Raw genomic sequence first — 25,436 nt, forward strand, 5'->3', positions numbered from 1 at the left:
AGAGGATACACCTGTTCCCATTCCGAACACAGAAGTTAAGCTCTCTATCGCTGATGGTACTTGGGGCGAAGGCCCCTGGGAGAGTAGGACGTAGCCACGTAATCTTTTTTTTTACAAAAAATTAATTGAGGGCAAATCTATGAATGAAAATAATAATGAACTTTTTATAAATAATGGATTAAATAAGATAGTAGATGAAAAAGTAGTATCGTTTCATATGCCAGGACATAAAAATGGAAAGCTTTATAATAAATTAGAATATACTAACATACTAGAGAACATTTATAAGAATGATACTACAGAAATTCCAGGAACGGATAATTTACATTCACCAGAAGATATAATAAAGAACAGTATATTAAGGGCGCAGAAAGTATTTAAAAGTGGCAAAACATATTATTTAATAAATGGAAGTACATGTGGTATTGAAGCAGCTATAATGGCAATGTGTTCTCCAAAAGATAAGTTAATTCTTAGTAGAGACTCTCATCAATCTGCGGTAAATGGATGCATATTAGGTGATATAGTTCCTATATATATAAAATCAAAAATAGATAAATACACAAATATTCAAAGAGGTAATTCATTTGATGATGTAAAAAAAGAAATAGATGAAAATCAAGATGCAAAAGTACTTTTCTTAACTTATCCAACATACTATGGGATAACATTTGAACTTAAGAAAATGATAGACTATGCTCACAGCAAAGGTATTATAGTTATAATAGATGAGGCACATGGAGCTCATTTAGGGCTTAGTGAAAAGCTTCCTAAAACTGCCTTGGAATGTGGTGCAGATATAGTCATACAGAGTACACATAAAACACTACCAGCATTTACGCAATCTTCTATGATGCATATATCAAAGGATGCGTTGGAGAGCGGAAGAGTGGATACAGATAGAATAGAAAAAATGCTTAAAATAACTGAAACATCAAGTCCTTCGTATATATTAATGCAGTCATTAGAAATCGCAGTTGATATATATGAAAAATACGGAAAAGAATTGATGGAAGAGCTTTTAGAAAATATAGATGAGTTTAAGAAAAATATAGATAAAATAAAAAAGGATACAAATAAATTAGAAAATAAAAACGTAGAGTTTTTCAATATACATAATGAAAATGATCTAACAAAAGTATTTATATCAAGCTTAGAAGTAGGATTAACTGGATATGAATTTGAAGAAATACTTAGAAAAGAGCATAATATACAAGCCGAGTTATCAAACTATTCTGGAGCACTGATGATAACTACAGTAGGAAATGAAAAAGAAGACTTTGAAAAACTTGAAAATGCGCTTGTAGAGATATATAAAAAATCATTAAAAGAAAATCTTAAAAAAATCGAGTCTGTAGATTATCCTTATGAAATAATACCAGAAAGAAAGTTAACTCCGAGGGAAGCCTTCTACAAAATAGATAGAAAAAATGTTAAAATAGAAGAGTCTATAGGAAAAATTTGTGGTGAAAACATAGTTCCATATCCTCCTGGAGTATGTATGATTGCTGCTGGAGAAATAATTCCACAGAAAATAATGGAATACCTAAAATACTGCAAACAAGAAGGAATGGAAATAACAGGAGTGAAAGATCCAGACTTTAAATATATCCAAATAATAGACTAATCAAACTACTACGGAGATGCTAAAAATGAAAGGAAAACTAATAATAATAGAGAGTGGTTCAGATGCTAGTGGTAAGGCCACACAGTCAGAAGAACTACTAAAAAAATTAACTGCAGATGGATACAATGTAAGAAAAGTAGAATATCCAAACTATAAATCTGAATCATCTACACTTGTAAAAATGTATCTAAGAGGTGACTTTGGTAAAAATGCAGATGATGTAGATGCGTACATAGCTTCTACATTCTTCACAGCTGATAGATATGCCTCATTTAAGACTGAATGGGAGGAATTTTACCGTTCAGGAGGAATAGTAATAGCTGATAGATATACAACATCAAATATGGTTCATCAAGCCTCTAAAATGGAAATAGAAGAACGTGACAAGTATTTAGATTGGCTAGAAGATTACGAATACAATCTATTCAAAATTCCTAGACCTGATGAAGTGATTTTCTTAAATGTACCAGTTGACTACAGCATAAAGCTAATGGAAAACAGAAAAAACAAATTTACAGGTGAAGATGAAAAAGATATACATGAAAGCGATAAAAACTATCTTAGAAAAACATACAACAACTCTCTTTATATAGCAGATAAGTATAATTGGAAACGAGTTGAATGTGTAAAAGATGAACAACTTAGAACAATAGAAGATATAAGTGATGAAATATATGAAATAGCAAAAAAAATACTATAAATAAAAATGGAGGTGAGCTCGATTGTATTTTGACCAAATAAAAGGACAAGATTTTGCAAAAAGATATATAACAAAAGCAATGAATAAAAACATGCTAAACAATGCATACATATTCGAAGGAATAAAAGGCATAGGTAAAAAAACTTTTGCTAGAGAATTTGCCAAAATACTTATAGGAGTATCTCCAGAAAACAGTCCAGACTTTAACGTAATAGCTAAAGAAGAAGGATCACATAGGATAAAAATAGAAAAAATAAGAAAAATGAAAGAGGACGTATACGAAAAGCCTATTTCAGACTATAAAATATATGTAATAGAAAATGCAGAACTAATGAGTGAAGAAGCTCAAAATGCAATATTAAAAACGATAGAAGAACCTCCAGGATATGCTATATTTATTTTAATAGCAGAGAATAAAGAAGCTCTTCTAAACACTATAAAATCTAGATGCGACATAGTAAAATTTGTTCCGCTATCTAATGATATAGTAAAAAATCATCTCATAGAAAACTTAGAATTAGATGAAGAGTATGCCAAAATGTGTGCTAATTTCTCAAAAGGGAGCATAACCAGAGCAATAGAGCTTGCTAATGATGAAGAATTTAAAGAGATGAGGGAGTTTATACAGAATTGTATATCCATAATATCTGAAAAGAAAAAACTAGACATAGAAAGATTGGCTGATGATGTTGAAAAATATGAAAATCAGATTATGAATTTCCTAGATATTATGGTAAACTATTTTAGAGATATAATAATGTTTAAAGAAGGAATAAACCTTCTTACAAATACAGATAGAATAACATTTATTGAGAATATGTCTGAGAAAATAAATGGTTCTCAAATAGCTAAAATTATTGATATAATAGAAGATACCAAAAAGAAGCTAAAAGGATTTTGTAGCTTTAAAATGAGTATTCAGGTTATGTTTTTAAATATATACGAGGTGATTAAATGATAAAAATAGTAGGAGTAAGATTTAAAAAAGCTGGTAAAATTTACTATTTTGACCCAGCTGGACTTGATATAGAAGTAAATCAGGATGTAATAGTTGAAACAGCTAGAGGTCTTGAATTTGGACATGTTGTAGTTGGTGGAAAAGAGATATCAGAAGAAGAACTAGTATCTCCATTAAAACCAATAATAAGAATTGCAACAGAAGAAGATAAAAAAGTATACGATGAAAACAAAGAAAAAGCAAAAGATACATTTGTACTATGCCAGGAAAAAATAAAAGAGCATGGACTTACAATGTGCCTTATAGACTGTGAATATACATTTGACAGAAATAAACTTATATTCTACTTCACAGCAGAAGGAAGAATAGACTTCAGAGAGCTTGTAAAGGACTTAGCATCTATATTCAAAACAAGAATAGAATTAAGACAGATAGGTGTAAGAGATGAAGCTAAATCAATAGGTGGTCTTGGTCCTTGTGGAAGAAAACTTTGCTGCTCAGCTTGGTTAGGAGATTTCCAGCCGGTTTCTATAAAAATGGCAAAGGATCAGAGCTTATCTTTAAACCCAACAAAAATATCTGGAATATGTGGAAGATTATTCTGCTGCTTAAAATACGAACACGATGTATATGCAGAAGCACTTGAAAAACTTCCTGTAGTTGGTGCATTAGTTCAGACTGCAGAAGGAAAAGGTAAGGTAATAGAAGTAAATCCTCTTCTTGAACAGGTTAGAGTAGAATTCCAGGATAAGACTATAAGAGTTTATCTAAAAGACGATGTGCAGACATTAAAAGAACCTAGAAGAGAAAGAAATGGCGAATACATAGACGCCGAAACAATGAAAGAACTAAAAAGACTAGAAGATTAGTTTACGATTTAAACTGCCCAAAAGAGAATACTCTTTAAAATTGGGCAGTTTTTTTAAACTAAAAATAAAATTGAGAAAGGAAAACTTTTCAATGAGCGTTGATATAAAAGAACAGGAGAGAGTGGACGACCTACAGCTAAAAGGTCTTAAAATAATTCAAAATACAGATGGATTCTGCTTTGGAACTGATGCGGTGCTACTTGCAAACTTTGCTAGGGTAAAAAATGGAGCAAGAGTAGCTGACTTAGGGACAGGAACGGGGATAATTCCTCTTATAATATACGGGAAAAACAATGTAGAAAAAATATATGGTGTTGAAATACAGGAAGAGGTCTTTGAAATGGCGTCTAGAACTGTAAAAATGAACGAAATAGAGGATAAAATAGAGATAGTAAATGCAGATTTAAAAGAAATAAAAGAAGTACTTCCTCAAAATACATTTGACGTTGTAACATCAAATCCACCGTATATGCATAGTGATGGTGTGAAAAATCCAAACGATAAAAAAATGATATCTAGACACGAGGTAAAATGCAATCTAGATGATGTTATAAAGGCTGCGTCAATACTACTAAAAGAAAGAGGGAAATTCTTCATGATACACAGACCTACAAGACTTATAGACATAGTTACAATAGGTAGAAAATATAGATTAGAGCCTAAAATAATGAGATTTATACATCCAAGAGCTGATAAAGCCCCAAATCTATTGCTAGTTGAATTTACAAAAGGAGGAAAACCAGATTTAAAGATAATGGATCCTCTTTATATATACGACAAAGATGGAAACTACACTAAAGAAATACTGGATATCTACTCAGAAGACTACAAGACTCCTAGTAGATAAGCCAACTTTGCAGATATAGAAAATTTGAATAAAAAATTTGTAAAAAGGAGACGAAAATGGCAGGAAAATTATACATATGCCCAACACCAATAGGGAACTTAGAAGACATTACATATAGAACATTGAGAATACTAAATGAAGTTGATTTAATAGCAGCTGAGGACACAAGACACAGTCTACAGCTATTAAATCACTTTGACATATCAAAACCACTTACAAGCTATCACGAGCACAATAAGGACTCAAAGGGAGGATATCTAATAACAAAATTATTAGAAGGAGAAAACATAGCTTTAATAAGTGATGCAGGAATGCCTGGAATATCAGACCCAGGACAGGATATAATCGCTGAGGCTATAGAAAATAATATCGAAATAGAAGTACTTCCAGGAGCGACTGCATTTGTAACGGCACTTGTTGGATCTGGAATGGATACGCATAAATTTGTATTTGAAGGATTCCTAGACAGAGATAAAAAACTTAGAAGAAAAAGATTAGAAGAAATAAAAAACGAAAAAAGAACAATAATATTCTATGAATCGCCACACAGATTAAAAGAAACTTTGAAGGATATGCTAAAATATCTTGGAAATAGAAAAATTGCCGTAAATAGAGAGCTTACTAAAAAATATCAAGAAATAATAAGAGAAGATATAGAAACTGTCATAGAAATATTCAATAATAGAGAAGTAAAAGGAGAATTTGTTCTAATTGTAGAAGGATTTTCAGGTGAAGTGGAAGAAGTAGGAAAATATGACGAATTAAATGAAAGAGAATATGTTATCAAATTAATGGAAGAGGGTATAAATAAAAAAGACGCTATAAAAATAGTATGTAAGGACAGAAAGCTAAAGAAAGATATAGTTTATAAACAGGTACTAGATTTATAAAATAAACCGTCTAATACGATTTGAGGTGGTTTTATGGAGAAAATAAGAAGGAAATTTCTTGAAGCATTAAAAGCACAAAATACTTCTGAAATTATAGAGCAGATGGATAGAGATGGAGAGCTAGAAAAAATATTTCCACACATAATAGAAATGAAAAAAATTGGGAAATGTAGATATCACGTTGTAGACAGCTTTACACACTCTATGAATGCTCTTAAAGAACTTGAAAAAGTGATAAACGAGAGATTTTTCCCAAATCATCTTGTAGAATTTGTAAGAGATGATATTGAAACGCAAGTAGATGATGAGTTTAAGAAAGTCGAACTTTTAAAACTAGCGACATTTTTACACGATATGGGAAAACCTAAAAGTATGACTATTGGAGAAGATGGAAATGCTCACTTTAAAGGTCATGAAAAAGTAGGAGCAGATATGCTTCATGATGTTATCGCCGACTTTGGAATAAGTGAAAGATCAGAGGAAATAGTGCACAGATACATAGAATACCATATGATGTTGCTAGAATTTTATAAAAATGACAATATGGGCAAAAAAGTGCTCTATAAAGCATTCAGAAAAGTTGGAGCTGATATAGCTGGTGTTATGATTATAGGTTATTCAGATGTCGTATGCACCAGAAGGCTAATATACGAAAATGAAAACTACGGCGTTCTTAGAACGTACATAGACTACGCTCTTACAAGCTACTACTATAGATTTGACGAAGAAGCGAATTAGTGTAGGGAATAAATCAAATAAAATGGATAAAAAATAAAAGCTGATGATTTCATCAGCTTTTTTAATATCCAAATTAAAAATAAATTAATTATAGAATAGATTTTGCCTGTATAGGAGTTGATAATATAACAGATGTTTTTGTTGAACCTATTTTTTTGATGCTGTCTATAACATTTTCTAATTCCTGCATATCACGTACAAGAACTTTTAAAAGAGAACAGTCATCACCTGTTATATGATGGCATTCAACTATTCTTGGGTCGCTTTTTGCATTTTCTAAAAATTCAGCATAACTTTGGCTACCAGGAAGTGAAATATGTATAAATGCTTTTATATTTCTTCCAAGAGCATCTGGATTTATTATTGCTTTATAGCCAGATATTATACCACAGTTTTCAAGTCTTTTTATTCTCTCTGAAACCGCTGGAGAAGTTAAGCCAATAAGCTTACCTAAATCCTTCATAGAAATTCTACCATCTTCCTGAAGTATTTCAATTATCTTTCTATCTGTTTCGTCTAATTTTTTAACTGTGTTTTCCATAAACACTCCTCCTTTGTATAATTTATATACCTATAATATCTTGTAACAACGTCCTTTGATTTATAAAGCTTTAATATGCAAAAATAAATAAAAGATAGATAAATTAAGTATTTATTGTTAGATATGTAAAAAAATAACCCCTATAATTATAATAAAGCATAATATTTATAAAGTTTCAAGAGTAATTTGAAGAAAAAAGTAAAAAAATTTAAAAAAATGTAAAAAAACCTTTGATATTACAAGTAATTGGTTATGAAATAAAAATTTTGAAAAATGACATTCATTTTTAAAAGAAAAAGTATTTCTATTTTGCATAGTTGTAAAGATAAATAAATTGACAATAGCTGATAAATTGGATAAAATTAAAGTAATTGCAAAAGAATTCAATAAATTAAAAGCGATGAAGAGAATAGTAAGAATAGAGTAATTCTACAGAGAGCCAGATTAGGTGAAAGCTGGTGTTTTGACGATATTCTGAATATGGACTTGGAGCTTTTTGGTCGAGCATGTATGTAAGGCCTAAACGTTTGGACACGTTACAGTCCACTTGAGATATCCACTATTTGTAGATATTGTGGATAAATTAGGGTGGTACCGCGAATACAATCGCCCCTATGAGAAATCATAGGGGTGTTTTTTATTTTATTCTCGAAAACGAAAAATATAAACAATATACAGGAGGAAAATCATGAGCAAACCAACTTTTTATGTAACAACACCAATATACTATCCAAGTGGTAAATTACACATTGGACATACTTATACTACTGTTGCAGCAGATGCAATAGCTAGATTTAAACGTTTCTGTGGATACGATGTAAAATTCCTAACAGGAACAGACGAACATGGAGAAAAAATACAGAAAAAAGCTAAAGAAGCAGGAATGACTGAAATAGAATATCTTGATGGAATGATTGCTGATATAAAAGCTTTATGGAAAAAATTAGATATATCTTATGATGATTTCATAAGAACTACTGAACCAAGACATACAAAAATAATACAGAAAATATTCACTAAATTATATGAACAGGGAGATATCTACAAAGGTACTTACGAAGGTAGATACTGTACTCCATGTGAAAGTTTCTGGACTGAATCTCAGTTAATAGATGGAACAAAATGCCCAGACTGTGGTAGAGAAACTTATGTAGCAAAAGAAGAAGCTTACTTCTTCAAACTATCTAAATACGAAGATAGATTAAAAGAATTATTCAAAAGAGATGACTTCTGTCTACCATTATCAAGAAGAAACGAAATGGTTGCAAACTTCTTAGACAAAGGACTAGAAGATTTATGTGTAACTAGAACTACATTTGACTGGGGTATACCAGTACCATTCGACGAAAAACACGTTATATACGTATGGGTTGACGCTCTTTGCAACTATATAACAGCTTTAGGTTACATGACTGATAACGACGAAGAATTCAAAAAATACTGGCCAGCATCAGTTCATTTAACAGCTAAAGAAATAACAAGATTCCATACAATAATATGGCCAGCTATACTTATGGCACTTGGACTAGAAGTACCAGAAAAAGTATACGGACATGGATGGATATTATTCGACGACGATAAAATGAGTAAATCAAAAGGTAATGTTGTTTACCCAGGTCCAATGATAGAAAGATATGGAGTAGATGCATTAAAATACTTCCTACTTAGAGAATTCTCATTTGGTCAGGATGGAAGCTACACTAACAGAAACTTCATAAACAGAATAAACTCTGACTTAGCTAATGATTTAGGAAACTTAGTAAGTAGAACAGTTGCAATGGTAGAAAAATACAATGAAGGTTTAATACCAGAAGCTACAGTAGCTACTGAATTTGATGAATCATTAAAAGAACAGGCTGCAGCATCAGCTAAAGATTTTGAAGCTCAGATGGATGCTTTACAGTTCCACGAAGCACTAGAATCAGTATGGAAATTAGTAAGAAGAACTAACAAATACATAGATGAAACTATGCCTTGGGCTTTAGCTAAAGACGAAGCTAAAAAAGAAGAATTAAACACAGTATTATACAACTTATGTGAGGCTATAAGAATAATAGCAACACTTATAAACCCAATAATGAACACTACTGCTAACAGAATATATGATCAGTTAGGAATAGCTGAACAGGAAGATATAACTAATTGGGAAAGTGTTAAATCATTCGGCTTAATAAAAGTTGGAACAAAAGTACACAAAGGTGAAGCTTTATTCCCAAGATTAGACGTTGAAAAAGAAATAGAAGAATTAGAAAAAATGTTCGCTCCTAAAAAAGAAGAAGTAAAACCTCTAGAACATAAAGAACAGATAACTATAGATGACTTCGATAAAGTAGAACTTAGAGTTGGGGAAATAGTTAAATGTGAAAAACATCCAAAAGCAGACAAATTATTAGTATCTCAGGTTAATCTAGGTGCTGAAACAAGACAGATAGTATCTGGAATAGCTAAATGGTACAAACCAGAAGAAATGGTTGGTAAAAAAGTAATAGTTGTTTGCAACTTAAAACCAGTTAAACTTAGAGGAGTAGAATCTGCAGGAATGATACTTGCTGCAGGAGATGACGGAGACGATCTTGTAATACCAACAGCTCAGGATGCAAAACCAGGCTGTGAAGTATGCTAATGAAAGGAAATTAAAAATGTTATTTGACTCACATGCACATTTAAATGACGAAAGCTTCGATGAAGATAGAGAAGAAGTGATAGCGTCTTTAAAAGAAAAAGGACTAGACTATGTAGTTAACCCAGGTGCTGATATGGAAACATCTAAAACTGCAATAGAACTAGCAAACAAACACGACTTTATATACGCCGCTGTTGGAGTACATCCACACGACGTTGAAAATATGACTGAATCAGATATAGAATTATTAAGAAAATACGCTTTAGAAAATGAAAAGGTAGTTGCTATAGGGGAAATAGGATTAGACTATTACTATGATTTATCTCCTAGAGAAACTCAGAAAAAATGGTTCAAAAGACAGATTGAGCTTGCCAATGAATTAAAATTACCATTTATCGTACATGATAGAGATGCTCATGGAGATACAATGGAAATAATAAAATCAACAAAGGCAGCTGAAACAGGATGTCTACTTCACTGCTATAGTGGAGAAGTTGAGCTTGCAAGAGAATATGTTAAGATGGGATGCTATCTTTCAATACCAGGAACTGTTACTTTCAAAAATAATAGAAAGACAGTTGAGGTAGTTAGAGAAATTCCTCTTGAAAGACTTATGATTGAAACAGATTCTCCATATATGGCTCCAGTTCCTCATAGAGGAAAGAGAAATGACCCTTCACTAGTAACTTTTGTAGCTGAAAAAATAGCTTACGAAAAAGGAATATCTTATGAAGAGGTATGTAGAGTAACAAAAGAAAATGCAATGAAATTCTTCGGAATTAAATAAAACTAAGGCTGTTTATTGCCAATAGAAAAAGACTAGTTAACCTTAGGCTCCAGGCTTCGACGCTTGACTTTGTTCTTGTAACACATTTAGAAGAAGTCAAGCGTCTCCAGATTGTCGCTAAAGGTTAAACTAGTCTTTTTCTTTGCCGATAGTAAACCACAATTTAATTTTATTTATATTCCGAGCGAATTTCTATAATCTGCTAGGTACGTATAGAATTATTGATGTAAATTAATTTGTTGTTAAAAAAATTGGAAACGTTATACTATTTATAAATATCTCGGATGTGTAGAAAAAAAGGTTTGTTAGAGTTATAATAGTTTAGATAGTATAATAGATAATTGAGATAGGAGAGGTATTTGTATGAAGGTTGTAGCAGTGACTGCGTGTTCATCTGGGATAGCTCATACTTATATGGCAGCCGAAGCATTAGAGGTAGTGGCAAAGAAGTATAATATTGATATATCTGTTGAAACACAGGGCTCTATTGGTATTGAAAATGAGCTAGTTCAAGAAGATATAGATAATGCAGTATGTGTTATTCTTACAAATGATATGCCGATAATAAATGAGCATAGATTTGAAGGAAAGAAAGTTATTAGAATGAGTACATCTGATGTTATCAAAAAAGCAGATGTTATAATGAAAAAAATCATAAGTACGTTTAAGTAATTATATGAAATAAATTATATTAAAATAAATCTAAAGGAGAACTGCCATGTTAAAACCAGTAAAATTAAAACCAGCATTCCAGGATTACTTATGGGGTGGTACAAAATTAAGAGATGAGTACAACAAAGATTGTGACTTCGATAAAATAGCAGAAAGCTGGGAATTATCAAACCACAAAAATGGACAGAGTATAGTTGATTCTGGAGAATTTAAAGGATTAAAATTTGGAGAATATGTAGAAAAATTAGGTGCTAAAGGATTAGGAACTAATTGCGATAGTTTTGAATTCTTCCCAATACTTATAAAATTCATAGATGCAAAAGGATCACTTTCTATACAGGTTCACCCAGATGATGAATACGCATTAAGAGTTGAAAAAGAATACGGAAAAACAGAAATGTGGTACGTACTAGAAGCTGAAGAAGGAGCTTCTTTATACTATGGTGTAAATAAAGAAATAAGCAAAGAAGAATTTGCTGATAGAATAAAAAATGACACAATACTAGAAGTATTAAACAAAGTTGAAGTTAAAAAAGGTGATGTATTCTTCATAGAAAGTGGAACAATACATGCTATAGGTGCAGGTCTTGTAATATGCGAAATACAGCAGAATTCAAACACAACTTACAGAGTGTACGACTTCGGTAGACTTGGAGCAGATGGAAAACCAAGAGAATTACATGTAGATAAAGCGATAGATGTAACAAATCTTACTCCAAATGCTAAGAGTGCAGAACCAATGGGAGAATTAGAAAAATTCGACGGATACACAAGAGTGTTATTAAGTGAATGCAAATACTTCACTACTATAAAATATGAAGTAGAAACTAAAGCAAAAGTAGAAATAGATGAAAAATCATTCAACTCTGTAATCATAACAGAAGGAAACGGAAAACTAGTTATGGGAGATACAGAATTAGAATTTATAAAAGGTGATAGTATATTCATACCAGCTCAGAATGGAAAATATTCAGTAGAAGGAAAATGTGAATTCATACTATCAAGAGTGTAATAAAAATAGTATATAAATAATGAAATCTCCCTAATATCCTAGATACTAGGGAGATTTTTAGTTAAAGAGGTGTAATATGAACGACGTAAAAGGTGTAATATTTGACATGGATGGTGTAATCCTTGATACAGAAACACTTTCACTAATGTTTTGGGAAAAAACATTAAAGAGTCATGGTATTGAAATGGATAGAGAAAAACATATCTTACTTATGGGAAAAAATAGTGAAGAAACTCTTAAATGTCTTAAAGAAATATATGGTGAAGATGTACCGATTAAAGACTATTATTTAGAAAAAGGTCAGGCTGTTATTGATTACTTAGAAGAAAACAAACCAGGTGTTAAAAAAGGATTTGAAAGTCTTTTAAAATATCTTATAGAAAATGGATATAAAAGTGCAATTGCAACATCTACAGCTAGATGGAAGATGGCGAATAGAATGAAGTTTTTACATTTCGATGAAATGGTTGATTGTGTAATCTGTGGAGATGAGGTAAAAAAATCTAAGCCAAATCCAGAAATATTTCTAAAGGCAGCTGAAAAATTAGGACTTAAACCAGAAGAGTGTATTGTAATAGAGGATTCAAAATCTGGGGTAGAAGCTGCTTACAAAGGTGGATTTAGATGTATAATGGTTCCAGATTATAAAAAGCCGGATGAAGAGATGAAAGAAATGATATTTAAAGTAATGGATTCTTTAGAGGATGTGGAAACATGGCTAAAAAAATAGATTTTTTAATACTATCTGACTTAGAAGTTGAATCAAAGGAAAAAGCGATAGAGTGTATAATAGAAAAATTGGAACAAGAAAATTATCTTAATGACAAAGAGAAGTTTTTTGAAGATGTTGTAGAAAGAGAAAGCAGGTACCCAACTTATATAGGTCATGGAATAGGATTGCCACACAGTCAAAGTATTGGAGTAAATAGACCTTGTGTAGCAATATCTAGACTTAAAAACAGTATAGATTGGACTGATGAAAAAGAAAAAGTTGATACAGTATTTTTAATTGCTGTCCCAAAAGAAAGTAAAGGTAATCTTCATCTAAAAATATTAGCAAAACTATCAAGATTACTTATGCATGAAGATTTTAGAGAAGGCGTTAAAAACATAAAAGAAAAAGAACTCTTAGAACTATTAAATAAAAAAATAGAGGAATAAAATAGTCACCTGTTGTGTAAATATAGAATTACAGCAGGTGATTTCTTATTTTTTGATAAAGAAAACAAGATAATACTGCGTGTAATGGCTTAGTAGTGTTATAATATAATAATGTAACTAAAGAGATTTGACTAAAATTGAAAAACTAAAATAAATTATATAAATATCTAAAAAGGAGAATAAGTATGACAACAGTTAGATTTGGTGTAGTAGGAACTAGTGCTATAACAGAGTGGTTTATAAAAGCTGGTAAAAAAATAGAAGGATTCGAACTAAAGGCTGTTTACTCAAGAAGCATTGAAAAAGCAGAAGAATTTGGTAAAAAGCATAGAGCAGAATTATTCTTTGACGATTTAGATGCTATGTCAAAATGCGACGAGATAGATGCGATATACATAGCTTCACCAAACTTTATGCACAAAGAACAGGCTATACTGTGCATGAACAACGGGAAAAATGTACTATGTGAAAAACCATTTGCTACAAACAAAAGAGATGCAGAAGAAATGGTAAAATGTGCAAGAGAAAATAACGTCTTACTAATGGAAGAAATGAGACTTACTTGTACTCCTAACTTCCAGAATGTAAAAAACAACCTAGATAAAATAGGAAAGATAAGAAGATACTCTGCAAACTACTGCCAGTATTCATCAAGATACGATAAATTCAAAGAAGGCATAGTTTTAAATGCTTTTAAAAGAGAATTATCAAATGGTGCACTTATGGATATAGGAGTTTACTGCATACATCCAATGGTAAACCTATTTGGACGCCCAAATAGCTTAAAAGCAAATGCTGTAAAATTATCTACTGGTGTAGATGGAGAAGGAAGTATAATTCTTGAATACGATGATATGTTAGCAGATATAAGATATTCAAAGATTACTCATTCTAATATACCTACAGAAATCCAGGGTGAAGACGGAAGCATAATAGTGGATAAGATAAGTACATTTGGAGATGTAAGAGTAGAGTACAGAAAAGGTGGAGTAGAAGATATAACAGCTGAGTTAGAAGTTGAAAAGGACGAAAGATTTGAAGTAGATAGTATATACTGTGCTGTTAAAGAATTTATGAAATCTTTAAGAGAAGGAAAGAAAGAGTCTGACATAAACACATTAGAAAATACTTTAATCGTTATGGAAATAATGGATGAAGTTAGAAGACAGATAGACTTAGTATATCCTGCAGACGAAAATTAATAGTCATAAAAAATAAAATAGTAAGGAAGAAAATATGATAAAAGAAATAATAGTAGTAGAAGGAAGAGATGATGTTACTGCTGTAAAGAGAGCAGTAGATGCTGAGCTTATTACAACTGGTGGATTTGGATTTCCAAAAGGTGTAATGGAGAGAATTAAAGAAGCTCAGAAAAGAAGAGGAGTAATAATATTTACTGATCCAGATTTTGCTGGAGAAAAAATTAGAAAAACAATAACAGCTGAAGTTCCAGGATGTAAGCACGCGTTCTTACCAAGAGAAGAAGCTAAAAAAGACGGAGATATAGGTATAGAAAATGCTACTCCAGAGAGCATAAGAGCTGCACTTGAAAGAGTTAGAACTGAAAGCACAGAAAATAGAAATGAATTTTCACAGAAAGATCTTCTTTTAAATGGACTAATAGGAAACGATGATGCTTCATTTAGAAGAGATAAAATGGGACAGCTTTTAGGAATAGGTTACGGAAATGCAAAACAGTTCTTGAGTAGATTAAACAACTACGGTGTTACAAGAGAAGAATTTGAAAAAGCATTAAAAGAAATAGAAAAATAATCAGAGATTGTACAGATTAAGGACAAAATTTATAAAAATTAGGAGGAATTATGGATAGACTTTCATCGCATAGAGCGACAAAAGATATAGTAGATAAACACGGATTTAAATTTTCAAAATCATTAGGACAGAACTTCTTAATAGACGATAACGTAATAGACAAGATAATAGACGGAGCTAGAGTTAAAGAAGGGGATAAGGTAATAGAAGTTGGACCTGGAATAGGTACACTTACTAGAGAAATGGCTAAAAGAGCTGAAAAAGTTGTAGCTGTTGAAATAGATAAAAACCTTATACCGATATTAAAAGAAACTTTATCAGATTTTGATAATACAGAAGTAGTAAACGAAGATATATTAAAAGTAGATATAAACAAATTAGTAGATGAAAAACTTTCTGGAGGTCCTGTAAAATTAATTGCAAACCTTCCATATTACATAACTACTCCAATAGTTATGAAATTCTTAGAAGAAGATATACCTGTTACAGATATAGTTGTAATGGTTCAGAAGGAAGTTGCAGACAGAATGAACGCAGTGCCATCTACAAAGGATTACGGAGCATTATCTGTAGCAGTTCAGTACTACTGCGATACTGAAATAGTTGCAAAAGCTCCAAGACATATGTTTATACCACAGCCTAAGGTAGACTCTACAGTTATAGGACTACATATAAGAGAAGAGAAAAAATACAAGGCTGACAATGAGCAGTTATTTTTCAAAACTGTAAAAGCAGCTTTTGGTCAGAGAAGAAAAACTCTTTTAAACTCACTATCAAGCATGGGAGTTTTAGACAAAGCTAAAATAAAAGAGGTACTTGCAGAAGCTGGAATAGACGAAAAAAGAAGAGGGGAAACTCTTAGCATAGAAGAATTTGCTAACCTTTCTAATATAATAAACAAAAATATATAACATTCCAGAAAAGGATGTTTTTAGAAGGGGGGAGGCATATTGGCTACTAAAAAAAAGAAATCAAAGTTAAGATTTTACATAGTTGTAGGATTAATTGCGTTCTTTAGCATATATATAATAGGATTTTTTGCAGCCTCTAAAATCGACACAAAAGAAGAGGATAACAAACTTGTACGGGAGGAAAATGTGGCGGATAGCACATTACCTCTACTATCTCAGCTGGAGTCTAGTGGAAAGGTATATATTTCTGATGAAAAAACAGATACCAATATAAAAATTGAAAAAGATCGTTGGACAGACTATAAATACTATTTTAATGAATTTAGCAGAGTTAGAAATGCTATTTCGTTTGAGCCTACATATAGTGGATATTCTTCAAATGGGATTAAATTTTCTACAGATTTAGATTTCTTAAAAGTATATACAGTAGAGAAGGAAGAATTCTACAAAATTCCTGTTTCTCAAAAGAAGGATTTTGAAAAGGTAATAAATGAAAGTATTTATACTTCTTTTGATTTTGCAATAAATGACAAGAAATGGAAGAGTGTACATATTTCTAAAGGACAGGATGTTAAAAATATACATAAATGGAAGTACAATAATCTTGTGAGTAAGATGAGATACAAAAGACACGTCGGAAAAGTTCAGCCAGAAAAAGCAAGAGATAAGAGTAAATATAACTACAGTGTTTATATAGATGGAGAAGGATTTAGTATAAGAATTGATACTATGGGACCTAACTATATAAAAATAATCTCTGGGGAAAAAGGCGAATATGTGGCATATTATGAAGTGTACAACGATATGTATAAATATATAAAAGAGAATATATTTAAAGAGTAATAAAAAAGGAGTAATCGAAAAAATTCGATTGCTCCTTTTTTATTATTTATTCTGATTTCCTTTAGCAACAAGAGCTTCAGCAACTTTGAATATAGGACCAGCACCTGCAGTTATTACAAAGTCGTCTGGTTCTACATTGTCAGCAAGATATTCAACTATATCGTCGAATTCTTTTATGTACTTAGCATCTATATTGTTGTGATATAGTTTTTCAACTAAATCTGTAGAGTGAATATCACCAGGGTCAGTTTCTCTAGCTGCGTATATATCAGTTACGATAACTTTATCAGCTGCGAAGAAAGCATCTGAGAATTCATTAAGTAGTGATTTAGTTCTTGAATATGTATGAGGCTGGAATATGCACCATAATCTATTCTTTTTAATTCTCTTAGCTGTAGAAAGAGTAGATTTTAGTTCTGTTGGATGGTGAGCGTAGTCATCTACAACAGTTGCTCCGTTGTATTTTCCTTTAAGCTCAAATCTTCTTCCGACACCTCTATATTTTTTAATATTTCTTTTTATAGTTTCTACATCTATACCAGATACTATAGAAGTTATTATTGCTGCAACAGCATTGTATATGTTGTGAAGTCCCCGAACAGATAATTCAAATTTGCCTAAATCTTCTCCATTGTAAACTAAATCGAATATACCACATCCAAGTTCATCAAATTCTATATTTTTGATTACAGCATCGTTATCTTTATTGCTACCGTATTTTATAACTGTAGCTTTTACATCGTAAAGTATATCAGCTGTGTTTTCATCATCTCCATTTATTATGAAGTATCCATCAGGAGGTAAAAGCTTACCAAATTTATTGAATGAAGCTTTGATTTCATCTATTCCTGAGAAATAGTCAAGATGGTCTTCTTCTATATTTAAAACTATAGATATTTTTGGATTGAAGTTTAGGAAACTATCTACGTATTCACAAGCTTCTGTTATAAAGTGATTAGAATGTCCTATTTTGACATTACCACCTATCATACTTAAGTTTCCTCCTACAAGTATTGTAGGATCTAGGTCAGCGTATTCAAATATAGTCGAAAGCATTGATGTTGTAGATGTTTTTCCGTGAGTACCAGATACTGCGATAGAGTTTTTATACTCTCTCATTATCTGACCTAAAAAAGCAGCTCTATTTACTATTAGTTTATTTTTCTTTCTAGCAGCCATAAGCTCTTCATTATCAGGGCGTATAGCAGCTGTATAAACAACCATGTTTACGTCGTCAGAAATATTTTCTTTTCTCTGTCCTATAAATATTTCAGCACCTTGGTTCCTAAGTTTTTCTGTCATAGGTGATTCCTGAGAGTCAGAACCTGAAACATGATATCCTTTATTAAGGCAGATTTCAGCTAATGCACTCATACTGATTCCGCCAATTCCTATGAAATGTATATTCATGATAAAAACAACCCTTTCTTTTATATAAAGTAATACAATCGAACGTTTTTGTGATATAATAAGATAATGTGCGATATTTCTCGAACACAAGAAATTATACAAAAAACAAAACTGTATTATCAACATAGTAATTATTATATCACAAGTAAATTTGTTGTGCATCAGTTTTAACGGCGATTAAGAATCAGCAGGGGGAAATAGATTATGAAATTTAAAAGAACGGAAAGAATAGGAGCGATAGTGAAGATACTATCTGATAACCCGAACAAAATATACACTCTTAGCTATTTTACAAATCAGTTTAATGCAGCTAAGTCTACAATAAGTGAAGATCTTCTTGTTGTTAAAAGTGTATTTGAAAAACTACATTTAGGAAAAGTAATAACAATATCAGGAGCGGCTGGTGGAGTAAAATACATACCAAAAACATCTAAACAAGAAAATGCAGAATTTCTAATGGAACTTTGTAACAGAATTAAAGACGAAGGAAGAATACTATCAGGTGGATTTTTATACCTAATAGACCTTATCTATGATCCTGGAACAGTTTCAAAAATAGGAAAGATATTTGCCTCTAATATAGATTATACTGATGCTGATTATGTTGTTACAATGGAAACTAAAGGTATTCCAATGGCTCTTATGACTGCAAATGCTATGAATTTACCATTAGTAATCATAAGAAAAGACATAAAAGTATCAGAAGGACCTACACTTAGTATGACATATGTCAGCGGAAACAGCGGAAAATTAGAAAGTATGAGTTTACCTAGAAAAGCTCTTAAACCAGACAGCAAGGTTATAATAATAGACGACTTCATGAGAGGTGGAGGAACTATTAAAGGTATGATAGACCTAATGAAAGAATTTAGTGCGGAAGTAATCGGAATCGGTGTATTTATATCTACTATGAAACCAGAAGAAAAAATGGTTGAGGACTATATATCATTAATTCAGCTTGATGTGCAGGGAAATGAAATAATAGTTGAACCAAATAAAGATATTTTAGCGGATACTGAATCGGAAGAAATAATAGACGTTAATTTAGAAGAAGAATAATTAAAATTGAGACTGTTATAAATTTTGTAGCAGTCTCTTTTTGTGTAGTAAAGGTTGAATTATATAAATAAACAGAATTTTGAACTTAAAAAAAAAATAAAATAAAGGGACAATTTCAAAAGATATGTACATTTTCAACGAAAAGTGATATATTTAAAGATAATAATGCGATTTTTTATTAAATTAAATATTTTAAAAAAATAAACGAATTAGTCAATGGAGAGATGTTAAATGAAATTTAAGTCAATAATACTTGCTGCGGGCAAGGGAACAAGAATGAAATCAAAATACCCAAAGGTAATACACAAAGTATGTGGTAAAGAGATGGTAAACCATGTAGTTGATACTTCTAAAAAATCAGGGGTAGAAGAAACGATAGTAGTTCTTGGACATGGAGCTGAAGCCGTAAGAGAAAGACTTTCAGACGATATAATAACAGTTATGCAGACAGAACAGCTAGGAACAGCACATGCTGTAAGAATGGCTGAAGAATATATAGAAGACGAAGATACTATAGTAGTATTATGTGGAGATACTCCACTTATAAAGGAAGATACTCTTAAAAAATTATTTGAATACCATGTAGAAAACAACTGCCACACAACAGTTCTTTCAACAATAGTAGAGGACCCTACAGGGTATGGAAGAATAATAAGAGATGAAAATGGCGACCTACTAAAAATAGTAGAACAGAAAGATGCTAGTGAAGAAGAAAAACTAGTAAAAGAAATAAACTCAGGAATATACTGCTTCAACGGTAAAAGCCTAAAAGAAGCTTTAAAAGAAATAAACAACGACAATGCACAGGGAGAATACTATCTTCCAGATGCTATAAAAGTAATGAGAGAAAAATCTCTAAAAGTTGGAGCATTTGCAGGTTCTTCAATAGAAGAATTAATGGGTGTAAACTCAAGATTACAGCTTTCTCAGGCTGAAAAAGCTATGAGAAAAAGAATAAATGAATTCCACATGGCAAATGGTGTAACTATGATAGATCCTGATACTACATACATAGAAGCTGATGTAGAAATAGGAAATGATACAATAGTATACCCAGGAGTTAATTTAGTTGGTAAAACAAAAATAGGTTCTGACTGTATAATAGGTATGAACTCATCAATAACTGATTCAATAGTTGGAGATGGAACAGAAATAAAAATATCTACTTTATTAGAAGCTAAAGTTGGAGAAAATACAAAAGTTGGACCATATGCATATCTAAGACCTAAAGCAGATGTAGGAAATGGATGTAAAGTAGGAGATTTCGTTGAAATCAAAAATGCTAAATTCGGCGATGGATCTAAAGCATCACACTTATCTTACATAGGAGATGCTGAAGTAGGTAAAAATGTAAACGTAGGATGCGGTGTTGTATTTGTAAACTACGATGGTGTACATAAATTTAGATCAGTAGTAAAAGACAATGCATTCATAGGTTCAAACTCAAATCTAGTAGCTCCAGTTACTGTTGAGGAACAGGGATATATAGCTACTGGTTCTACAATAACAGACGATGTTCCTAGAAGATCACTTGCAATAGCAAGACAAAGACAGTGTATAAAAGAAAATTGGATGGATAAAAAAGAAGCTAGAGATAAGAAATTATCTGAAGAGAAAGCAAAAAATAAAAAATAATATCTTGGGATATTAATTAAACTTGATTTCTTTTTAAACTTTTGGTTTAAATAGTTATATATTGTTAAAATGTTTGGAGGGTTAACTAAATGAATACTAGCGGTAGCGAAATCAAAATACTTGCCGGTAACGCATCTAAAGAACTTGCTGAAAAAATAGCTAAACAGTTAAACGTACCAGTTCTTGACTGTGAAGTTGGAACATTCAGCGATGGTGAAATATGTGTTAACATGAACGAAACTGTAAGAGGTTGCGACGTTTTCGTTGTTCAGTCTACTAACAGTCCGGTAAACAACAACTTAATGGAACTATTAATAATGATAGATGCACTTAAGAGAGCATCTGCAGGAAGAATAACTGCTGTAATACCATACTATGGTTATGCAAGACAGGACAGAAAAGCGAAAGCAAGAGATCCAATCACAGCTAAATTAGTTGCTAACTTAATAGTAGCAGCTGGTGCAGATAGAGTCTTAACTATGGACTTACATGCATCTCAGATACAGGGATACTTCGATATACCTCTAGATCACTTACTAGGTGGTCCATTACTATCTGAATACTTCAACGAAAAAAATATAGAAGATTTAGTAGTAGTATCTCCTGACCTTGGTAGTGTTACAAGATCTAGAAAATTTGCTAATTCATTAAATGGTGAAGTGCCAATAGCTATAATAGACAAAAGAAGACCAAGACCAAATGTATGTGAAGTTATGAACTTAATAGGTGAGGTTGAAGGTAAAAACGTAATACTTCTTGACGATATGATAGATACTGCAGGAACAATAGTAAATGCAGTTGAAGCAGTTAAAAAATTCGGTGCTAAAGATGTTTACGTTTGCTGTACACACGCTGTTTTATCAGGTCCAGCTATAGAAAGAATAGAAAATTCTTCAATGAAAGAATTAGTTGTTCTTGATACTATACAGTTACCAGAAGAAAAACAGATAGAAAAAATAAAAGTTAAATCAGTAGCTCCTATATTTGCAGAAGCTATAGATAAAATATTCAGCAACAAATCAGTAAGTGAATTATTCTAATTGAATATAAGTAGGAAGAGGAGTAACTATAATAGTACTTGCGCCTATTCAGGCGACAGGCGTACTATTTGGAGTTATCTCCTCTTTTTTTGGAGAATAAAAATTAATTATAATAATATATATGAAGAATCATAAATAACATAATAAAATCAGTTTGTATAGAAGAAAAAATAAAAAAATTTCCAAATGAATTGTTTAGATGTCAGCAACATATAATATCAATAGCTAGAGTATGATTAAATTATTGCAAATAGTATAGATAGAATAATAAATATAAGTGATGAAAAGATTTAATAAAATAAAATTTATATATATAAATAAAATATTGACGAAAATATATTAATATGATATTTTTAAATAAAGAATATATTTATTTTTCGGAGGTTATATAAATTCACTTAAAAATAATAAAATTTATTTTAAAATAGAAGTGATTTTTATGAAAAATAAAAAAATTATGTCAATAGGATTAGCAGTAGTTTTCTGTATAGCATTTTCAAATTTAAATGTAATGGCATTAAATAATAGTTCTAACTATTTGGAAATAAGTGATAGTGAACTGAAAGAATTAGAAGAGTTTTTCCCAGAAGATACAGAGTTTTCAGATGATGAAGTTGATAAACGTTTGATTAGATTAGGAGAATTTACTCAAGAAGAAATTGATAAAATAAATGCTGAATATGATAAGAGTATAGTACCTTTTGCTACAAAGGTTAATGGTGTAAATAAATATAAAACATTTAAAAGTAATGGAAAAAATTATTTACATATATACATAAGTGGTAAAACTTTACAAAAGATAAAGGCTGGAGCAAATGTTGCTTCTGCGTTAGGTGGATATATACCTTCTAAGTTTTTATCAATAGCGGTTATAGTTATAAGTGTTGTGTTAGGAACAAAATTAGATGGTATAGATACTAGATATGGTATTATACTTAAATATGTAGAAGATAAATGGAACTTCCAAGGAGCTACATATACATATAGGTATCAAGGATGGTCATATCAGACAGCTTAGGGAGTTGATGATATATGTTAAATAAAAATGCTATTAGTAGAATTTTATTCTATTTTGTATTTGTGTTTATGATTTATTTTACAGGAAATAACATTCACTATGTTAGTACATTATTTATAGGTGCTTTACTTGCTAGTGTTATATTTATTATAATGAGTAAAAAAAGCGAGAATGTGATTGGTATAAAATATGGAATAAGTTATTCTATATCAGATTTAATAATAGTATTTTCAGCAATTTTATATCAGATACAAAGTGGAATATATGAAAATATTGTGGTGCCTATTGTTATTGTGATTATATGTTACATGGCTTTAGTTATTTATTATAGTAGAAAAAAATAAAATTCATAAAAGGAAACAATTTAGTTGTATACGATGTATATAATAATTAAAATTGTTTCCTTTTTTTATAAATTTGAGAAATAAATATATCATCTTTTGTAAATAATAATTATAGAAATATAATTTACAGGAGATGATTTTTTGAACATAAAGGAAGTAATTTTAAATGCTAAGAGATTTGAAGCATCTGATATTCACATAATTTGCAACGACTATATAACTTTAAGAATTGATGGAGAATTGACGAGGTATTCATCAAAAGTTGTAGATAGTGATATTTGTAGGAAGTTTTGTGATGATTTAATAGGAAATGATGAAACTAAGCTTAGAAAGAGATATGAAAAATATTTGGATGAAGAATGTGGAGAAGTAGATTTTTCTAGGGATTTTGATTTTGTAGATTTAGAGAATGAAATAGAAAATAACGATACAAAAAATAATAAGATTATGGAAAATGATATAAATAGATATATAAAAGAGAATGTTAAAGAGTTTAGTTTTTATAATGTAGAACTAAATAAAGATGAACTAAATAAAGAGGATAAAATCTCTTTTAGAATAAGGGTTAATATCTATAGACGGAATGGTGGGGATTGTATATCAATTAGGTTAATTCCAGGTCATGTAAAAACAGCAAAGGAATTAAATATTCCAGATATAGTATGTAGCTCTGGTAATTTAAAAAGTGGAATAATATTGATAACTGGAGCAACTGGAAGTGGGAAAAGTACTACTCTTGCTGCGATAATAGATAGAATAAACAAAACATCAAAGAAACACATTATCACATTGGAAGAGCCTATAGAGTATTTGCATAAGAGTGATAAAAGTATAATAAGTCAAAGAGAATGTGGAAAAGATACCGTAGATTTTTTAGATGGATTGAAATCATCTTTAAGACAAGATCCAGACGTTATAATGATTGGAGAAATAAGAGATAAAAAGACTGTTGAAACTGCTCTCTCTGCATCTGAAACAGGACATCTTGTACTATCTACAGTTCATACATCTAAAGCATCTGAGGCGATAGATAGGATAGTGAATCTATTTGAAGCTGAAAGACATAAAGAGATAAGAGGACTTTTGGCTAATCAGCTTAGATATGTATTTTCTCAAAGACTTGTAAAAGCAAATAATGGACGAAGAGCTATATTTGAAATTATGAAAAATACAAATTCAATAGCTGCTATGATAAGAGAGGGAAAAGATGAGAGTATCGATGATATGATAAAAACTGGTAAAAAATACGGAATGCAGATGTTTGAAGATCATATAGAAACATTGTATCGAGATGGAATTATTTCCGAGGAAATATATTTAGATGAAATAAAGAATAGATAAGAAAAGACCAACGGATTAAAATCGATAATCTGTTGGTCTTTTTATATGTGTTATTCTTTTTTATCAGAACGTTTTAAGTCGATATAAGCTAATATGTAAGAAAATACAATATATGCAAATATTTTAAAATATGATAATGGTTCATATGGTTTTAAAAGTGATAAATCTTTAAAAATCATAGCTACTAAAGAACTAACTGGAAGATATATTAAAATAATAGCTTCCCAATGAATTAAGAGGACAGCATTCCAATTGATATTACTATCATCTCTATAAGGTTCATTTTTGATTGCAGTATAAGATAAAATATAGCAAAATACAAAAAGTATAAAAATTTTAAAATACGCTATAGGACTATTGATTTTTAGTATTAGTGATTTATCGCCAGAAAGAATAGATATAAAAATTGCTAGTGGAATGTATGCACTCATAGCCCAAATAGCAATTTTAAATACACTTTCAAAATTTATTTTATCTATATATTTTTCGTTTATTTTATCAAAAAAACTTTCAAACAACATAAATTATCACTCCTCGTATAATATATTTAAATTTAATTTTATTAATTTTCATTCCTATCTCATTTTCTATGTGAGATAATCTGATTAAAGATAGAGGTCGTAGTATCACTCCTTGG

General features: G+C 30.8%; 26 protein-coding genes, 1 rRNA gene and 1 other annotated feature. Of the genes, 24 read left to right on the top strand and 3 right to left on the bottom strand.

Annotation, left to right across the window (positions count from 1 at the left end; translation table 11 throughout):
- The 8 genes from rrf to ACK2WN_RS09690 form a co-directional block, all read left to right on the top strand.
- Positions 1 to 100, top strand: a 5S ribosomal RNA gene (rrf, locus tag ACK2WN_RS09655); the annotation flags it as partial.
- Positions 101 to 139: 39 nt separating this feature from the next.
- On the top strand, positions 140 to 1,627 hold the full coding sequence (locus tag ACK2WN_RS09660; protein WP_416155450.1) for an aminotransferase class I/II-fold pyridoxal phosphate-dependent enzyme: 1,488 nt from the start codon (positions 140 to 142) through the stop codon (positions 1,625 to 1,627).
- Between the two features lie 25 nt (positions 1,628 to 1,652).
- A complete protein-coding gene (locus tag ACK2WN_RS09665; protein WP_416155451.1) occupies positions 1,653 to 2,327 on the top strand; it encodes a dTMP kinase in 675 nt (224 codons plus the stop codon).
- Between the two features lie 22 nt (positions 2,328 to 2,349).
- Entirely contained in the window at positions 2,350 to 3,285 is a 936-nt protein-coding gene (locus ACK2WN_RS09670; protein ID WP_416155452.1) for an ATP-binding protein, read from the top strand.
- A complete protein-coding gene (locus tag ACK2WN_RS09675; RefSeq protein ID WP_300531379.1) occupies positions 3,282 to 4,154 on the top strand; it encodes a PSP1 domain-containing protein in 873 nt (290 codons plus the stop codon). Before ACK2WN_RS09670 ends, ACK2WN_RS09675 begins: the two co-directional genes overlap by 4 nt.
- Before the next feature lie 91 nt (positions 4,155 to 4,245).
- Positions 4,246 to 5,001 (top strand): tRNA1(Val) (adenine(37)-N6)-methyltransferase, encoded by a 756-nt coding sequence (locus tag ACK2WN_RS09680; RefSeq protein ID WP_416155453.1) that lies wholly within the window; start codon positions 4,246 to 4,248, stop codon positions 4,999 to 5,001.
- A 56-nt stretch (positions 5,002 to 5,057) separates the two neighbouring features.
- Entirely contained in the window at positions 5,058 to 5,891 is an 834-nt protein-coding gene (rsmI, locus tag ACK2WN_RS09685; protein WP_300531383.1) for a 16S rRNA (cytidine(1402)-2'-O)-methyltransferase, read from the top strand.
- A 33-nt stretch (positions 5,892 to 5,924) separates the two neighbouring features.
- Positions 5,925 to 6,629, top strand: a complete 705-nt coding sequence (locus ACK2WN_RS09690; protein ID WP_300531386.1) for an HD domain-containing protein — start codon at positions 5,925 to 5,927, stop codon at positions 6,627 to 6,629.
- A gap of 88 nt (positions 6,630 to 6,717) precedes the next feature.
- Here ACK2WN_RS09690 and ACK2WN_RS09695 read toward each other — a convergent pair whose 3' ends face one another.
- Complete coding sequence (locus ACK2WN_RS09695; protein ID WP_006441140.1) at positions 6,718 to 7,170, bottom strand: Lrp/AsnC family transcriptional regulator; 453 nt, start codon at positions 7,168 to 7,170, stop codon at positions 6,718 to 6,720.
- A gap of 391 nt (positions 7,171 to 7,561) precedes the next feature.
- Positions 7,562 to 7,787 (top strand) — a binding site (T-box leader).
- Positions 7,788 to 7,858: 71 nt separating this feature from the next.
- On the opposite strand from ACK2WN_RS09695, the gene metG reads away from it, so the two are divergent.
- The 10 genes from metG to ACK2WN_RS09745 all read left to right on the top strand — a co-directional run bounded on the left by metG (position 7,859) and on the right by ACK2WN_RS09745 (position 16,952).
- On the top strand, positions 7,859 to 9,793 hold the full coding sequence (gene metG, locus ACK2WN_RS09700; protein WP_416155454.1) for a methionine--tRNA ligase: 1,935 nt from the start codon (positions 7,859 to 7,861) through the stop codon (positions 9,791 to 9,793).
- Between the two features lie 16 nt (positions 9,794 to 9,809).
- Positions 9,810 to 10,580 carry a TatD family hydrolase gene (locus ACK2WN_RS09705; protein ID WP_300530128.1) on the top strand — a complete coding sequence of 257 codons (771 nt, stop codon included), beginning with the start codon at positions 9,810 to 9,812 and terminating at the stop codon, positions 10,578 to 10,580.
- 363 nt (positions 10,581 to 10,943) lie between these two features.
- Complete coding sequence (locus tag ACK2WN_RS09710; protein WP_118548713.1) at positions 10,944 to 11,252, top strand: PTS fructose-like transporter subunit IIB; 309 nt, start codon at positions 10,944 to 10,946, stop codon at positions 11,250 to 11,252.
- 46 nt (positions 11,253 to 11,298) lie between these two features.
- Positions 11,299 to 12,264, top strand: a complete 966-nt coding sequence (locus tag ACK2WN_RS09715) for a type I phosphomannose isomerase catalytic subunit (protein WP_416155455.1) — start codon at positions 11,299 to 11,301, stop codon at positions 12,262 to 12,264.
- Between the two features lie 76 nt (positions 12,265 to 12,340).
- Positions 12,341 to 12,994 (top strand): HAD family hydrolase, encoded by a 654-nt coding sequence (locus ACK2WN_RS09720; RefSeq protein WP_300530122.1) that lies wholly within the window; start codon positions 12,341 to 12,343, stop codon positions 12,992 to 12,994.
- Positions 12,979 to 13,425, top strand: coding sequence for a PTS sugar transporter subunit IIA (locus ACK2WN_RS09725; RefSeq protein ID WP_300530119.1), 447 nt, complete (start codon positions 12,979 to 12,981; stop codon positions 13,423 to 13,425). The genes ACK2WN_RS09720 and ACK2WN_RS09725 overlap by 16 nt, the downstream gene beginning before the upstream one ends.
- A gap of 185 nt (positions 13,426 to 13,610) precedes the next feature.
- On the top strand, positions 13,611 to 14,627 hold the full coding sequence (locus ACK2WN_RS09730; protein WP_416155456.1) for a Gfo/Idh/MocA family protein: 1,017 nt from the start codon (positions 13,611 to 13,613) through the stop codon (positions 14,625 to 14,627).
- Positions 14,628 to 14,661: 34 nt separating this feature from the next.
- Positions 14,662 to 15,198 carry a ribonuclease M5 gene (rnmV, locus tag ACK2WN_RS09735; protein WP_006441148.1) on the top strand — a complete coding sequence of 179 codons (537 nt, stop codon included), beginning with the start codon at positions 14,662 to 14,664 and terminating at the stop codon, positions 15,196 to 15,198.
- A 50-nt stretch (positions 15,199 to 15,248) separates the two neighbouring features.
- The gene (rsmA, locus tag ACK2WN_RS09740; protein WP_300530114.1) at positions 15,249 to 16,109 is read left to right on the top strand and encodes a 16S rRNA (adenine(1518)-N(6)/adenine(1519)-N(6))-dimethyltransferase RsmA; all 861 of its coding nucleotides are present in this window, start codon (positions 15,249 to 15,251) and stop codon (positions 16,107 to 16,109) included.
- Positions 16,110 to 16,148: 39 nt separating this feature from the next.
- The gene (locus tag ACK2WN_RS09745) at positions 16,149 to 16,952 is read left to right on the top strand and encodes a hypothetical protein (protein ID WP_416155457.1); all 804 of its coding nucleotides are present in this window, start codon (positions 16,149 to 16,151) and stop codon (positions 16,950 to 16,952) included.
- A 42-nt stretch (positions 16,953 to 16,994) separates the two neighbouring features.
- Here the strand turns inward: ACK2WN_RS09745 and murC are convergent, their stop codons facing one another.
- Positions 16,995 to 18,362 carry a UDP-N-acetylmuramate--L-alanine ligase gene (gene murC / locus ACK2WN_RS09750; protein ID WP_416155458.1) on the bottom strand — a complete coding sequence of 456 codons (1,368 nt, stop codon included), beginning with the start codon at positions 18,360 to 18,362 and terminating at the stop codon, positions 16,995 to 16,997.
- A 204-nt stretch (positions 18,363 to 18,566) separates the two neighbouring features.
- Between murC and purR the strand changes: the two genes are divergently transcribed.
- From purR to ACK2WN_RS09780, 6 genes are all read left to right on the top strand, one after another.
- Positions 18,567 to 19,421 (top strand): pur operon repressor, encoded by an 855-nt coding sequence (gene purR, locus ACK2WN_RS09755; RefSeq protein WP_329999349.1) that lies wholly within the window; start codon positions 18,567 to 18,569, stop codon positions 19,419 to 19,421.
- Positions 19,422 to 19,652: 231 nt separating this feature from the next.
- Positions 19,653 to 21,056: a bifunctional UDP-N-acetylglucosamine diphosphorylase/glucosamine-1-phosphate N-acetyltransferase GlmU gene (gene glmU / locus ACK2WN_RS09760; RefSeq protein ID WP_416155459.1), complete on the top strand. Its 1,404-nt coding sequence runs from the start codon at positions 19,653 to 19,655 to the stop codon at positions 21,054 to 21,056.
- 89 nt (positions 21,057 to 21,145) lie between these two features.
- Positions 21,146 to 22,096: a ribose-phosphate diphosphokinase gene (locus tag ACK2WN_RS09765; protein WP_118548704.1), complete on the top strand. Its 951-nt coding sequence runs from the start codon at positions 21,146 to 21,148 to the stop codon at positions 22,094 to 22,096.
- A gap of 439 nt (positions 22,097 to 22,535) precedes the next feature.
- Positions 22,536 to 23,114: a hypothetical protein gene (locus tag ACK2WN_RS09770; protein WP_416155460.1), complete on the top strand. Its 579-nt coding sequence runs from the start codon at positions 22,536 to 22,538 to the stop codon at positions 23,112 to 23,114.
- A 14-nt stretch (positions 23,115 to 23,128) separates the two neighbouring features.
- On the top strand, positions 23,129 to 23,458 hold the full coding sequence (locus ACK2WN_RS09775; RefSeq protein ID WP_300530101.1) for a hypothetical protein: 330 nt from the start codon (positions 23,129 to 23,131) through the stop codon (positions 23,456 to 23,458).
- A gap of 141 nt (positions 23,459 to 23,599) precedes the next feature.
- On the top strand, positions 23,600 to 24,799 hold the full coding sequence (locus ACK2WN_RS09780) for a PilT/PilU family type 4a pilus ATPase (protein WP_329999355.1): 1,200 nt from the start codon (positions 23,600 to 23,602) through the stop codon (positions 24,797 to 24,799).
- Between the two features lie 50 nt (positions 24,800 to 24,849).
- Here ACK2WN_RS09780 and ACK2WN_RS09785 read toward each other — a convergent pair whose 3' ends face one another.
- Positions 24,850 to 25,320 carry a hypothetical protein gene (locus tag ACK2WN_RS09785; protein ID WP_329999357.1) on the bottom strand — a complete coding sequence of 157 codons (471 nt, stop codon included), beginning with the start codon at positions 25,318 to 25,320 and terminating at the stop codon, positions 24,850 to 24,852.
- Positions 25,321 to 25,436 lie beyond the last annotated feature (116 nt).

This window comes from Peptacetobacter sp. AB800 (genome assembly GCF_047807365.1).
GTDB lineage: Bacteria > Bacillota > Clostridia > Peptostreptococcales > Peptostreptococcaceae > Peptacetobacter.